Source organism: Pedobacter ghigonis (assembly GCF_903166585.1).
Taxonomy (GTDB): Bacteria; Bacteroidota; Bacteroidia; order Sphingobacteriales; family Sphingobacteriaceae; genus Pedobacter; species Pedobacter ghigonis.
In genome coordinates, this window is record NZ_CAESCM010000008.1 from 80,852 (window position 1) to 96,217 (window position 15,366).

8 protein-coding genes are annotated in these 15,366 nt (G+C 44.2%); 2 read left to right on the forward strand and 6 right to left on the reverse strand.

Features of this window, described 5'->3' with window-relative positions:
* Window positions 1–390: 390 nt before the first annotated feature.
* The gene (locus HWV58_RS12945) at window positions 391–2,097 is read left to right on the forward strand and encodes a glycoside hydrolase family 43 protein (RefSeq protein ID WP_175634506.1); all 1,707 of its coding nucleotides are present in this window, start codon (window positions 391–393) and stop codon (window positions 2,095–2,097) included.
* A gap of 1,069 nt (window positions 2,098–3,166) precedes the next feature.
* Here the strand turns inward: HWV58_RS12945 and HWV58_RS12950 are convergent.
* Genes HWV58_RS12950 through HWV58_RS12965 form a run of 4 tightly spaced genes read right to left on the reverse strand, consistent with a single transcriptional unit; the run spans window position 3,167 to window position 10,765 of the window.
* The gene (locus HWV58_RS12950; protein WP_175634507.1) at window positions 3,167–4,165 is read right to left on the reverse strand and encodes a DUF4973 domain-containing protein; all 999 of its coding nucleotides are present in this window, start codon (window positions 4,163–4,165) and stop codon (window positions 3,167–3,169) included.
* Between the two features lie 19 nt (window positions 4,166–4,184).
* On the reverse strand, window positions 4,185–6,263 hold the full coding sequence (locus tag HWV58_RS12955; RefSeq protein ID WP_175634508.1) for a RagB/SusD family nutrient uptake outer membrane protein: 2,079 nt from the start codon (window positions 6,261–6,263) through the stop codon (window positions 4,185–4,187).
* A 12-nt stretch (window positions 6,264–6,275) separates the two neighbouring features.
* Window positions 6,276–9,359 carry a SusC/RagA family TonB-linked outer membrane protein gene (locus tag HWV58_RS12960; RefSeq protein WP_235972724.1) on the reverse strand — a complete coding sequence of 1,028 codons (3,084 nt, stop codon included), beginning with the start codon at window positions 9,357–9,359 and terminating at the stop codon, window positions 6,276–6,278.
* Window positions 9,360–9,379: 20 nt separating this feature from the next.
* Window positions 9,380–10,765: an IPT/TIG domain-containing protein gene (locus HWV58_RS12965; RefSeq protein WP_175634509.1), complete on the reverse strand. Its 1,386-nt coding sequence runs from the start codon at window positions 10,763–10,765 to the stop codon at window positions 9,380–9,382.
* 783 nt (window positions 10,766–11,548) lie between these two features.
* On the opposite strand from HWV58_RS12965, the gene HWV58_RS12970 reads away from it, so the two are divergent.
* Window positions 11,549–11,725: a hypothetical protein gene (locus HWV58_RS12970; protein ID WP_175634510.1), complete on the forward strand. Its 177-nt coding sequence runs from the start codon at window positions 11,549–11,551 to the stop codon at window positions 11,723–11,725.
* On the opposite strand, the gene HWV58_RS12975 is transcribed toward HWV58_RS12970, so the two are convergent.
* Both HWV58_RS12975 and HWV58_RS12980 read right to left on the reverse strand, forming a co-directional pair.
* Window positions 11,708–12,973, reverse strand: a complete 1,266-nt coding sequence (locus HWV58_RS12975) for a protease-associated domain-containing protein (RefSeq protein WP_175634511.1) — start codon at window positions 12,971–12,973, stop codon at window positions 11,708–11,710. The genes HWV58_RS12970 and HWV58_RS12975 overlap by 18 nt on opposite strands.
* Window positions 12,974–13,042: 69 nt before the next feature.
* Window positions 13,043–15,349, reverse strand: coding sequence for an arylsulfatase (locus HWV58_RS12980; RefSeq protein ID WP_175634512.1), 2,307 nt, complete (start codon window positions 15,347–15,349; stop codon window positions 13,043–13,045).
* Window positions 15,350–15,366 lie beyond the last annotated feature (17 nt).

Sequence of the window (15,366 nt, forward strand, 5' to 3'; positions counted from 1 at the left end):
CTGTTAAAGGCCGCCAGCATAGGCTGTCTGCACCGGCAACAAGTTTATAATTGGTTTTCTATTGTCAAAGTAAGCCAATGCGCATTGTAAAATATGTTCAACTTATTGTCGATTCGTCTCAATTACCTGTTTAAAAAACGGCTTCAAAAAGGAAAATCCGGATAAAAAATTGAATCACAAAAGATAGTCCTGCTCAAAACAAACAATCATAAAATACTAAAATACAAAACATTACAAACAAAAAGCAGAAAAACCGGGTTCCATTAATCAACATTCAAAGGGATGTATGAAAAACGGGTGCTGCGCTTTAGTCACGCTTTCGTGGTGTTTAGAATTCATTACTTTCGAAAAATAAACAAAGGCAGATAAACTTTTTTTACCTGGAAATACATGATTCATTTTTCGCTATCCAATTTTTTTAGAAAGCAACCCAAGCAGCTTCAAACGCAGGAAACCAATAAATTTCTCCATAACCGTACTTTTAGGAAAGGTATTATTTACCCGCTTATCGGCTTAAGTATTGCGGCTTGCGGAATTAAAAAAACACGGGTAGATAATGGTAGCACAGCTAATACGCCTGTCCAATTGCTTAATCCGGCTTTGCCGGGTGATAATCCCGATCCTTCTATCATCAGGGTTGATAATATCTATTATGCCACCTCTACCACAAACGAGTGGGCGCCCTATTTTACCATTTACAAATCAACCGACCTCAAAAACTGGAAACTCGTTAACCACGTTTTTCCCGAAGGTTTTAAGGATATGAAAAACCAGTGGGGCGAAAATAATTTCTGGGCTTCAGAACTGGTTTACGATTCGAAACAAAAACGGATTTATGCCTATTACACCGCCCACAACAGGGCAACCAAAGGCAATCCGGGCTTACAATGTGGCATTGCCTGGATTGATGCCGATAAGATTGAAACCGGTAAATTTACCGATAACGGACCGGTAATTATAGAAGATGAATGCGGTGCGATTGATGCCTTTGAGCTGCAACATGAAGGCAAAATTTATGCTTTCTGGAAGAACGACGGCAATGGTTGTGGCAAGGAAAGCTGGATATGGAAACAGGAAATTAACGAAAGCCGGACCCAATTACTTGGGCAAAAAAGCAAGGTTTTTACCAATAACCAGGCCTGGGAAACCGGATTGGTTGAGGGTGCCTGTTTCTTTAGCCTCGGCGAATATATTTACAGCCTGTACTCGGTTGGGGGCTGTTGCGATGCCAAATGCAATTACAAAACCGGAATAGCGCGTACCAAAGACCTTGCCAGCGGGGTTTGGGAGAAATACGCCAACAATCCGATCATGGTAAGTACCGATAAATGGAACTGCCCCGGTCATGGTACCGTGGTAAAAACTGCTGATGACAGGCTTTTTATGCTTTATCATGCTTTTAACAAAAGTTATGACGTGTTTGTAGGCAGAGAGGGCGTTATTGAAGAGCTAAAGATTGGTACCGACGGCTGGCCGGTATTGCACAATGCAACGGTACCCAATCGCCCTAAAGCTGATCTTGATTTTTCGAACAATTTTGAAAAAGATACCAAATTAAACCTGGTTTGGCAGTGGCCTTCAAAGGCATCGAGGCCCGAAATGACTTTGAACAAAGGGTTAAACCTTGCAGCTTCGGATGAAAACCATGCTTTGGGCACCTTTTTGGGTCAATACATTAAAACCGTAAACTTTAATATCGAAGCGAAGGTAAATCCAGGTGATGCACAGACAGGGATTTGCTTAGGCGGTGCTATTTTTAAAAGCAAATGGCCGGGTGAGCTTGGCGGAATTGGCATTACTGCTACTCAGGATGGCCTGGTTGTTTTTGATAATTTCGAGGGAACCTATACGGTACTTAAAACGACTAAAGAAAGCCTGACAGGACCTGTACAGCTTAAGATGCAGGTTAGCGATGATGGTAAACAGATCGAATTTTTCTATAAAAAAGCAGGTACCGATTGGGTTAGTCTACATCGCACCGAATTTTTAGCAGCCAAATACGTACCATGGGGCATGGGTTACCGTGCCGGGATTGTGGTAAAGGGAAAGCCTGCTCAAAAGGGATCGTTTAGCAGTTTTGCAATCAGAAATAACTAATCAGCGCGGTTAACAATTGGTCTTCAACTCTGCCCCGACGAACAAGCTAGCTCCTTCCGCGCCCCTTAAAGGTTAAATGATTAAGGTTTAGGGGCATAAGATTGAGTTCAGAAGTCAAATGTTTAGGCTTTGAAGTCAAATGATTGAGCTCAGAAGTCAAATGTTTAGGCTTTTAGGTCAAATGATTGAGCTTGTAAGCCAAATGATTGGGGGAAGGGGTATGATATGATTTGATTAAAGATCTCTCCGCTCCGCCATGCTCCGGTCGAGATGGCGGACTTAATAAGCTACGTCACCCTGAATTTATTTCAGGGTCTCTTCTTCAGTAAACAATCATTCACTCTGCTCACCGAAACAAGCCAAGCCCTACCCTTGCGTTTATCCAGTCCCCCTTTTGAAGGACGCAGGGAGATGATGTTATCTGATTAAGGATCTCTCCACTCCGCTAAGCTCCGGTCGAGATGACGGACTTAATAAGATACGTCACCCTGAATTTATTTCAGGGTCTCTTCTTCAGTAAACAATCATTCACTCCGCTCACCGAAACAAGCCAAACCCTACCCTTGTGTTTATCCAGTCCCCCTTTGAAGTGGGCAGGGGGATGATGTTATCTGATTAAAGATCTCTCCGCTCCGCCATGCTCCGGTCGAGATGAAGGACTTAATAAGCTACGTCACCCTGAATTTATTTCAGGGTCTCTTCTTCAGTAAACAATCATTCACTTTGCTCACCGAAACAAGCCAAGCCCTACCCTTGCGTTTATCCAGTCCCCCTTTTGAAGGGGGCAGGGGGATGATTGGGCTAACAAATGGAACATTTTAAATAAAAAGAGATGCTGAAACAAATCCGATAGCTATCGGATCAGCAGGACGAACGAGAGGTATATCGGGACCATGGTCTAACCTACCTCAGCAACAAAAGGTCTTCGACAGGCTCAGACTGACAAACTACACATGCTATAGCCCTGCTTCGTGTCTGTACCAATCACTGTCCAAAACTCCTTAAACAAAAACAGGCTGCCCGAAAATTACGGACAGCCTTCCTTATACAAAACTAAACCAAACTTATTTTACCATTGAATCTGCTGATCTTCATCCGGGATCAGGGTATTCAGATCGCGTTGCATCGATAAAGTTCCTTCTACCTTATATTTCAGCCTTTGGCCGGGAATGGTGGTGTAATCTTCAAACTCGTACGAAAGGAAAAGCGTAGTATAAACATGCTTTAAATAGGGCAGCTTAGCATCCCAGGCTTCATCTCTGGTGTAATAAGACTGTGCTGCACCAAGCTTAAACTTATTATCCGGGTTATCGCTCCAGACTTCTAATTTTTTCTTCTGTATATCGATATTATCGTTAGTAAATTTGATAAATACCTTATACTTCTTGCGGTCCAGGTAGTCGATATCCCTGATTCCGGCATAAAGGAAAATGGTTTTATCATCAACTACAAAAGTACGGTGGGTATTTAACGTTAAAGGTTCGGTATCGCCATCCAGAAATATCTTATACAAAGTACCTCCATATTCGCCCGAATAATCGTTAAAAGGCGTAATCCGCAACATGGTGCGCCTATAGTATTTGTTGGGGTTCGCCTGATAATCGTACGAAGCATCGTTTAAAATTTGCAAAGGCAATACCCATTTATCGGCCTGATCGAGATCGCCCAGTTTAAAATCGATGGGTAAGGTAATAGTGCTTACCCCTGCCGGCACATCAACCGTTTGGGGCATGGTGTAATACTTGTTGTCGAGCTGCCTGAAGTAAAGTTCCTGGCGATGCCCGTATTGCTCCTGGTTTAATTTAGCCAGCGTATCGGGATCTAAACCCACATGAATGGTGCGGTTTTTAGCATTTGGTGTAGATCCACTGATAATAATGGGCAGGTTAAAACGCAATTTCCCTTCGGCATTGTAACGGATGTAACACCAGGTTACGCCCTGCGCAGTTGGGGTCGATTTGAATGAAGCCATTTGAACGAATTGTTCTTCCTTCCATTCATCGTTACATGAAACAAAGCATATTGCTGTTGTTATCATTAAAAATAGTATATAGATACTCTTTTTCATTGTTGCAGATTAAAATAAGTTATTCAGGATTTGTCCAGCCTGGATTTTGGGTCAGGTATTTGTTGCGTCTTAGCTCATCGTAATGGATGGGCCAGAACCACATTTTAAGTGTAAAAATGGAAGGCAGCGAAGGCGTTTCAACCGGTACGTGGAAAAGGTCGGCCTGTAATTTGGTTGCATAGGCATTGTACCCATAAACCGGGGCCGATTCTTCTGATGGCGCATCTAACCAGCGGCGTAAATCGAAATAACGCTGGCCTTCGGCAAACAGCTCAATCTGGCGCTCTCTTTTTAGTTTAATGCGGAATTTATTCGGATCGGAATATACATCGCCTGTATAATCGGGCAAACCTGCACGAATGCGTATGGGCTGTATGCCTCTCTTCATTTCTGAAATATTACGCGATATGGCATGTGTTTTACTGCCATCCCACGAAGCAATATTATAAGAACCGTTAATTTCGTTTAAGGCTTCGGCATAGATGAGCAATACTTCCGCGTAACGGATAGACGGATCTACCTTTGGTTTCATCCGGCTTTGATCGTAAGCGGTAACCGACACGTTGCTGATATCATCGGGATGCACATATTTTTTGATCCCAACGCCAGTACGTGGCCAGTAGGTGGTATTTTTATAACCATTAGGGTCGCCACGGTAGTAAAAGATCTGCACATTGCTTTTTTCATCTCTAACGCTTTCGGCATTCAACAGGTTCCAGGTGGCACCGTTGTAAGAAACCGAAGCATAAAAACGTGGTTCGCGACGGGCAAACTGCTTGTTTACACCAACACCCAACGGCCCTAATTCGGGATAACTGGCTAGTTCTTCCTGTTTCACATAGCCCCCTGTACGGCTTGCCGTATTGTAACGGCCTTCGTAGCCCTGCCTACCGGCGTACATGTTATTCATGCCCGGTATGTCGTTACCATCATTCAGGTAATAGGCATCAACCTGTTTTTGGGTCATACCATGCGAATTATAGCCTTTACCTTCGAGGCGGGGCAACTGGTGCAATACCAGTACATTAATCCCCTCGCCACCCTGATTTTGTCCATGGGTAAAAATCAGTTCGGAGTTTTGGTAAGCCGGAACGGTTCCGTTAAACAAAGCGCGGTACGATTCGTATGGATCGATATCACTCCATCCGGCAGGCCATGCACTGTTAGAGAAGTTGCTGTCGAACGGAGGAGTAACCGTTGCCGGGTAGGCGGCATCTCCGCTTGTTTTTTTAAAGGCAACATATAAACGGTACTGGCCTAAATCCATCACATCTTTTGCCGCAGCTGCCGCCCTCGCCCACTTCGATTCATCGTAAGTGCGCGAAAGTAAGGCTTTGCCATCTTTGGTTACCAGTGCAGCAGCTACCTCTGCAGGTGCTTTGCCATTGGCTAAAGGGCTTGCGGCGTACAGTAAAATCCTGGCACGCAATGCCAGCGCGGCACCACGAGTTGGGCGGGCAATTTGTTGTATGCCCTGCTGAAGTGAAAGCCCTTTGGCTGCTTCTGCCAGCTCGTTAGCCAGGTACACCGCACATTCTTCATAGCTGTTGCGGGCCTGGGCAATTTCATCGTACTCTTTGGTATAATCGATACCTTCATCGGGTACAATTGGCACAGGACCATAGGTACGCAGCAATATCCAGTAAAAATATGCCCTTAAAAAGCGTGCCTGCCCTTTAAGGTCGGCAATTTCTTTTGCGGTAAATTTCTTATTGATATCGATGTTCTTCAGGAAAATAGATGCCTGGCGAATGCCCTTATAGGCGGTATTCCAAATTTCCCTGCTTTCGCCATTTAAACCATTTTCAGTGTACTGCCCGTTTTTCCACCGGCGGTATCCATCACTTTCATCGCCGTAATACATGTCGTCGGCAAAATTAAAGGGCACATATTTTTTACTGCTTACATCCTGCATGTAGTTGCTTCCCATAAAGGAGTAAGCTTGTGCCAGCCACCTGTTGGCATAATCGGGATTGGTAAACACTTCCTCAGTGGTCATTCGCTCATCAAACAAATAATCCGAATCGAGGTATTTTTTACATCCGCTAATTACTGAAATGGCTGCGACGAAGGTTAAGGCTGTAATTATTTTTTTCATATTCTTCATGGCTTATAAATTAACTGATACCCCTACCGATAGTGTTTTATTAAGCGGGTATGCTTTACCGGTTGAGCTTCCCAGTTCGGGATCCCATAGTTTAAAATTGGTGAAGGTAAACAGGTTGGTGCCTATAAAAAAGAAGCGTACGCCGCTGAGGTGTGCTTTGTTTACCAGTGTTTTAGGCAGTGAATAACCAATATCCAATGTTTTTAAGCGCAGGTAAGAACCATCTCTGAGCCAGAAGCTCGAAGCCCGGTAATTATTGGCATTAGGCCCGTAGGTTAAACGTGGGTATGCGGCGTTCGTATCTTCATTTTCGCCCAGTTTCCAGCGGCTGCCATTGGCCACATCGCTCAACACATTGCCCCAGTTTTCGCCTAAGCTAAACATGTACACCGACGAACCATTGATAAAATAGGTAGACTTTCCGATCCCCTGGAAGTGTACATTGATATCCAAACCTTTCCAGCTGGCCGATAAACCAAAGCCGTAAGTTAGATTGGGCCGGGTGGTTGCCCCGATGGCCACGATATCATTATCATCAATCACACCATCACCGTTGATATCCTTGTATTTGATATCGCCCGGCATTACTTCGCCAAAAGATTGCCTCGGACTGTTGCGGATATCATCATAATCTTTAAACAGGCCTAAATCTATCAGGCCCCTGGCCTGGTTAACACGGTGGCCTTCCTGCAGTTTGTATTTGTAAATGGTGTTTTCCTCGTCCCTTTCAATAATCTCATTTTTACTGTAGGTTATATTGCCACGCAGGGTAAAATCGATATTGCTTACTTTTTGCTTAAGGGTAAAATTACCATCAAAACCTTCGGCTTTTACTTCGCCTACGTTGGCCGATGGATTGTTTTCCAGCCCCACAAATCCCGGCAGCGAATTGCGGCTCATGTAAATTCCTTCCCGGCGCTCGCGGAAGAAATCTACTGCCCCGCTAAACTTGTCGTGAAAGAATGAATAATCGATCCCTAAATCCTGCTTGGTTGCAATTTCCCAGGTAACATTGGGCGATGCTACGCTTGAATAGCGAATTCCGGTCCAGGGGTTTGAAGAATCGTAATCGCCGAAATTGTAGCCTCCTCCAGCCATCTGTTCGATGGTGTACAGGTAAGGGAACCTGATATCGCCCATATTGTCGTTTCCGGTTTTCCCGTACGAATAACGCACTTTTAACATATTGATCCAGCCCAGTTTTTTCACGATAGCTTCTTCGCCGATATTCCAGGCTCCCGAAATGGCCGGAAAGAACCCGAAGCGGTAATCTTTATGAAAATTCTCTGAACCGGTGTAGCCGAAATTAAAATCGACATAATAACGGGAGTTCCAGTTGTAATTGGCGCGACCGGCAAATCCCTGGTTCCGGCGGGCAATTCCGTTTTTAAGGTCGGTACCGATATTTTGCGTAAATACTTTAGAAGCCTGGGTATATTTAATAACGGCTCCGAAATTATGCGCCCCGATATTGTTGTTGTAGTGGGTTTCCCATTCAAAAAACTCGCGTTTCTCGCCATCTGAGCCAGAAGTTTGTGTCATTTTCTGTTCTTCCCTTATGCGTTTAAATACCAGTTCTCCGGCAGTGTTGCGGTAACGGTTTGCGCTCCACAATTCGGGGAATTTGTAACGTTTAATCCAGTTGTTGTTGTAGGTATCGTAACCAAAACGGCCAAGAAAGCGAAGGCCTTTGGTAATGAAATCTAACCGTTGGTCTAAATTTAAAGTGGTTTGGATGTTGTTGCTCCAGTTTTCGTTGTAACCGGTCATGGTTCCCTGCACCCAGGGATTAAAGCGGTCCTGGTCGTTATCGGGGTTACCATCACGGTCATCGCTGGCTGGTATTTTCCCATCCGAATAACGCAACGGTGCGGTAATGGCATTGTATCCCATAAGGGCAGTCCAGATGGCATCGCTCCCCACACCCGGATCATTTTGTTTACGCAACGAGCCCGAAACGCCTGCTGTGAGCAAGGTCGATTTGGTAATGTCCATATCCACACTTAAGCGGTAGGTATATTTTTTAAAATTGGCGTTGGTATTGTAATTCTTCAGGGCATCATCTACCTTATACATCCCCTCCTGGTCCTGGTAGCTTCCTGAGAGATAGTAACGTGCTGTTTTTCCTCCACCACTTAAATTGAGCATGCTTCGCTGACTTTTTGCCCCATCGCGTAATATCACGTCCATCCAGTTTACATTGGGGAACAAATCGGGGTCTAAACCCAGGCGGAGTACTTCGAGTTCTGATTTTGAAAAAAGCGGTTCCTGGTTCCGGACAATCTTGGCCTCGTTGGCCATCGATGCATAAGTATAGCCATCAACAAATTCGGGAAGTTTGGTAAGCTGGCTATAAAAACCTTCTACCTTAGCATTGATATTTACTTTGCCTTCTTTACCGCGCTTGGTTTTAATTAAGATAACCCCATTGGCACCTCTGCTGCCATACATGGCGGTTGCGGAAGCATCTTTTAACACCGAAAAGGATTCTACGTCTTCCACGTTGATTTCGTTCATATCGCGCTCAAAACCATCAATTAATACCAGGGCGGCGTTGCTGGCCCCAAAAGTAGAGATACTGCGCACCCAGAATTCGGAAATGCTTCCGGGCCGGCCAGAGGTTTGCATGGCCTGAATACCGGGTACTACCCCGGCCAATGCATCGGCCATAGAGGTAGAAGGGTTTGATTTTAACTGATCTACATTTACCGTGGTAACGGCACCAGTAATGGAAATCTTTTTCTGTCCACCGGTAGCGGTAACCACTACCTCGTTCAGTACACTGGCATCCGATTCTTTCATGGTTATATTTACCACGCGTTGTTCTTTGATCAGTACTTCTTGTTTTTCGTAACCTACATAGGTAAATATCAGGGTTTGGTATGGCGGAATTTTCACACTAAATTTTCCATCTCCATCGGTTATTGCGCCCAGTCCGGGCAGGTTGGCAACCGAAATACTTACCCCCGGAATGGGTAGTTTACCGGCATCTGTTACCACCCCTTTAACGATCACCTCCTGCTGTGCAAGGGCATTAATAGAAATGCCAAGCAAGACGATGCATGTTAGTAAAATAAATCTCATCATTATATCGTAGGTGTTTATAATTATTCTTCTTTTGCTATTTTTCTGATCAGCCAGTTACCGGTATCGCCGATATAGAAACATTTTTTGGTTTCATCGTAGGCAATTGCCTGCGGACTGTTGAAACGGGCTTCGGTACGTAAATCGCCATCGGCATATCCGTTGGTGCCATTATTGCCACGGCCGGCAAATGTGCTTACCCTGCCCTGTGGGGTTAGGGTGCGGATGGCATGATTGGCTTTATCGCAGAAATAGAAATCGTATTGATCTCCTCCTGATGTTGCATAATCAGGATTCTTAACAAAAACACCTTGTACGGGGTTATTTAGCCGGGCGTTTGTACCAATGCCATCAGCATAACCGGCAGTACCGGCAGCGCCGCAAATGGTGTATGGTGTTTTAAAGATTTTCTTATCGCGGTCGTAATCGGTACGCATGATGTAATGCTTCTCGTATTCAACCAGGTAGGCATAATCGCCCGAAGGATGCATCACCATATAAACCGCCACGGCACTGTAAGGGTTAGAGAATACCAGCTTATCTTCCTTGGTATTAAAATCGTACCTGCGGATATCGCCTGCCCTGTACCTCGAGTAATAAAGCTCTCCGTTTTGCGGATGTACCATGGTACCATTTACCCCGCGGGCATACACTTCAATGGCTTTTTTCTGGAGGAAGTTAGATTCGCGGCTAAAGATATAATTGCCGTTTTTGGTATCGCTCGAGTGGTTATGCGAAACAATCATGTCCTGGTTTCCGTCAATGCGCCAGTTCATGATCGATACCCGATCCAGGTCGGTCCTGAAATAACTTACATACTTCTTCTCAAAATCGATAAAGCGACAGCTATTTACATCGGCTGTAAAATACATGTGGTTAGGGTTTTTCGGATCGATGGTGAGCCAGGTAATGCCCTTAAATGCACCACAATCGTTAAAGGGGCCTTCTTTTTCTTCGAAATTACTGGCTACCTCATAAAACTTACCTAAAAAGGTAGAAACCAGCAGTTTCCGCGTATACGAATATACTTCTTTTGATGTGGCCTGAGCCAGTTGCTCGTTATTGCTACCGAGTATGGTTATTTTAATATCGCCGGCATAGGCCGCCTCGGGAATGATACAATATAAACTATTGTTTTTTACGCCCACCACCTTGGCCGGTTTTCCGCCAATGGTTACTTTTATTTTAGAAAGGTCGTTTCCGAAATTCTCGCCATATATAACCAGATTGTTCCCTACAGCGCCCTGTTTGGGATAGAAATCAGTAATCACCACTTCTTTTCCCGGGTCGTAGCCAGCTTCTTCGGGCAGCTCATCCTGTTTGCACTGCGTTAATGAAAGCGCAATGAAGCTGAGCAACATCCAGTGGATTTGCCAACGTCTGGTTTTAACATTGTTTTTTGTTTTCATATACATATTGCTTTTATCCTGGCTGTTGCCAGGTTACATCACATTTTACTTATTGGTTGCTGCTAATTCGGAGCCTGATAAAACGTTTTTATAAAGACCACCTACAAGTTCTATCATCGAAAATGAGGGCAATCGGGTATTCCGTTTAGCGGGCTGGTTTTCAAAAACAAGGCATGAGTATATCCTTGCGGCGTTTATAAACACCACACCAAATGGAAACCTGAACCGGCCTGTTGCTAAAATTTAAAGGCATGCACCCGCCACTGTTGCTTTGGCCCAGAGTATTTGTAAGCATTAGCCTGCCTGGCATTTGCGTTAAACACAAATGTTCTGCTGCGCTGTATTACAAAAAAATAGACTGAAACCTTAAAAAATGCCGGCTGACCTTGTTATTAGAGCATTGATCAGGCTAGCAGTTAAAGCTTAGGTTAAGGGTATTGGAATGTAGGTAGGATGAGTAAGTTTTTTTGAGCATAATATAAAATAGTTTTGGTTTCCGTTAATAAATTGGTTCGGGGGTAAAAGGGCTGGTAATTAGCCGTCGCGGTTAAATAATTTATTTCTCATAAAAAGTACTGGAACTGCAAAGGCACAGGGTTAACTGGCTAAAGAAATTTGCAGTATGGTTTATTATTTGGTTAACTGAATCAAAGTAAAGCAATACGCCCTTTATTATCTGTTCAACCTTTTGTCGATTTGTCTCAACTTTGAACAACAAAACCGGCGCCACCCGCTCATAGCAGACTGAAAATCAATCACTATGAACAAAAAACATTATTCAGTATGATAAGAAATGAGATGAGATCGCTTATTTTAAGCAGGGGGCTTAAAGGGGCTGCAATAGCAGACTTTGCCAGCCAGATGGGCAAGCAATTTGGAGCAGTAACCGGAAGCTTATTTGTATTAAGCTTCCGGTTTTATGAAATGTTTGGGCCAGCGGAGTTACAGCTGTTGGGCTAACTCCAATTGAATTGCCGCCCTGATCATCAAAGCGGTTTGTTCCAGTATTTCTGGCGATGTAGCTGTTTCGTTATCAACAGGTGTATGAAAGAAGGGGTTAAAATCGGCACCCACAAAGCCAAAATAAGTAGCGTAGCCATATTTTGCAGCAACACTAAGTTCGCCTAAAGCCACATTGCCCAGTTGTGTAATGGGTTTCTTATCGAAAGCCTGGTGCATGGTATTTTCGAGGTTCGAACTGTAATAAACCCTTCTTTTCGGGTCGACAGTTTCGAGTTTATGAATACCTTCTGCTGTTTTCTGGTAGCCGTTTATGGCAAAGCTGGCACCCAAATGTACCCATAACCTCACATCTGCTGGTTTAGGAGCCTTTTTATCGATAAATACGTGCGTGCCCCTATGGTCTTCCAGTTCGTGTGATGAATTGGCTATAAAAACGAAAGTATAGGGCGGTTTAACCTCACTTACCCATTTGGCAATGGCATTAAAAATGGCAATGCCCGGCCCACGTTCGCCACCACAGGTAAACCAGCCACTAATTGGGGTAGAAACGATTACGGTTTGCTTGCCAGAGCCAATTTTAGCAATTACGTTGCGTGCCTGCACATCTTTTAAGCTGCCTTTAATTTGAAGCAAAACCCCCGCACCTGATATAAGCTGTGCGGTATCTTTTGGTGCAAGTTGTACCACCGGAATTTTCCACGATGCTTTAGGCTGGGTATTTAATGCCGCTATTTCGCCTGCCTCATTATCAACAATTAAAACAATGGCGCTTGCGCGTTGGGCAATTAAATCATTAAACCGGTCTAGTTTTTCCAAACGGTCTATGTATTTGCGGTCTTCTTTTTTTAACCTGATTACGGCTATTTTGCCCGAAACCGATTGTTTGTCGTTATCGGCATCAACAAGTTCTGCATTTAAAGCAACATTTGCGGTGGCCACAGGCCAAAGCGGAAATACATTTAAGGTACTATCTTTTATTTTTAACGAAGCGCTTTCGAGGAAATACTGTTTAACCGGAAAATAAAGATATTCGGTTCGAAAGCCGAAACCATCCAGCTTATTTTTAAGCCAGGCCGATGTTGCGTTATCGCCACTTGTTGCGGTTCTGTGCACGCCGAAATTAACATACTGTTTAACATCCTCAAACAGTTTATTTCCGTTAAAAATTTCATCGTCGGGGTTGTTTTGTGCCCATAAGCTTTGGGTTAAGCCCAGCAGGAGAAAAACCTTTAATATTATCTTCATCTTTATTTTGGTCAATTATTAAGCAATAAAAGCAGGCTGTCGGTTACCTGGTAGCCTGTTTTTACGCTATTATTTATATTCGATAGTTACGTTGTTCAATTTTCCGGTAAAATTGAATGGGGCCTGATAACGATCGGTTACCGGCGAATTTCGATCTGCGCCTACATCGATACCATCTTTATAAATCGCGATCCTGCCTTCGGCAGCAACCACATTGCGCTCGCCAACCTTTTTATCGTTAATGTAAATGGCTTCGGTACCTGCCGGTGCATTTTTATCTTTACTTCCATGGGCCGGAGGCGTAAAATTAAATTCGAACTTTAACTTCGATTTACCCACCGGTACAGCAGTGGCTGATTCGAGATATTTTACAATACTGCCTGTATTGTGCGCAACCACAAATTTTCCGTTTTTGATAAATAAACTTAAGCCTTCAAACTCAGAACCTGTGGCAAATAATACCCCTTCATCGCTGGCCGATTTGATGTTTACATCAGCCGTAATCGAAAACGGATCGTTCTGGAACTGTGGCCCGGTAAGGGTTAAAAACTGTTCGATACCGGCATACAAAACCACCTTTTTATCCAGTCCAAAGGGACTGCGTGCCCTTCCGCCAACACTATGCCCCAGGGCATTATCATTTAATGGAAATACATTATACTTAATGGCTTCCTGATCGAAAAGCGCCTGTAATTCTTTTACTTTTTCAGGGTATTTTGCAGCGAGGTTTATTCTTTCGTTAAAATCATCGTTCAGGTTATAAAGCTCCCAAACATCCTGTTTGAAGTCACTACCCGATTTATGAAAAACCGAAGCTTTCCAGCCATCTTTAACAATGGCCCGTTTACCAAATAACTCGTAATATTGAATTTTGTGGCGGTTTTCGGCTTTGGCATCTTTAAACGAATAAACCAAACTCGTTCCTTCCAGTGGCTTTTGTACATAACCTTTAATGGTCTCCGGAACTTTTGCACCTGTAAGCTCGTAAATGGTTGGTGCAATATCAATTACGTGACCATATTGCCCACGGATATCGCCTTTTTTCAACCCGCCGTTAGGGTAATATACAATTAATGGCTGGTGCGTACCTCCTTCGCTGTTCGGATCGGCTTTCCACAACCTGAAAGGGGTATTGGTAGCCTGGGTCCAGCCCGATGGCGCATCCTGAAATGAATGTTCGGTACCCAGTTTATCGATGTTTTTATACAACTCGGCCACTTGTTTATCTTCATCCAATGAGCTGATGTAACCGTTTAAGCTACCATGCTCTGGACTATGGCTCGATCCGTTATCGCCAATGCTAACCAGAATAACGGTATTATCGGCCTCTCCTATTTCTTTCAGGTAATTTACAATGCGGCCAAACTCGTAATCGGCATGGGTTAAGAAACCGGCATAAATTTCCATAAAACGGGCATATACCTTCTTTTGCTCAGGCGATAAACTGTTCCAGGCTTTAACTGTTGGATCGCGATCGGGCAGTACTGCGTTAGCGGGTATTACGCCCAGCCTTTTCTGACGGGCAAAAACCTCTTCCCTGTACCAGTCCCAGCCTTTATCGAACTTGCCTTTGTATAAATCGCTCCATTTCTTATCTACCTGGTGTGGCGAATGGATGGCCCCCGTAGCAAAGTAAAGGAAGAAAGGCTTATCATGTGCAACAGATTTCTGATTGGAAATGTAGTTAATGGCTTTATCGGCCAGCAAAGTAGTGAGGTGCTTTCCGTTGGGTTCTACATCAACAACCTTGGTGTCTTCGTACAAATTGGGGTGGTACTGATCGGTATGACCCAGCTGGAAGCCGTAAAAATGATCGAAACCACGGCCAACCGCCCATCGGTCATAAGGGCCTATTGCAGTGATTTCGTTAATGGGGGCAACATGGTATTTCCCTACAGCAAAGGTGCTGTAATTATTTTCGTGCAGTACTTCGGCAATTGTTCCTTTATCGGCGGGCATAATGGCATCGTAACCCGGAAAACCACTCGAACTGTAATTTAAGGTACCCATGTGTACCGAATGGTGGTTGCGGCCGGTTAGCAGCGCCGCCCGTGTTGGCGAACAAACTCCTGTAGAGTGGAAATTGGTATAGCGTAACCCGTTATTGGCCAAGCTATCCAACACCGGGGTTTGCATTAAACCACCAAAAGCACTTGAGGTGCCATATCCGGCATCGTCTATTAAAAAGACAATTGCATTTGGTGCACCTGCAGGTGCTTTCTTCTTTTCAGGAAAATACTCCTGAGACTCGGCAGCGGTACGGCCAATCTTACCTTTAAAGCCCTGATCGGAGGTTAATGTTTGTGCTGAGGCCATTTGCAGCAGCGCAGCCATTAAGACCACTGCAGCTGCAATTTTATTCGGTATTTTTTTCATAATACGCATCGTTTTAT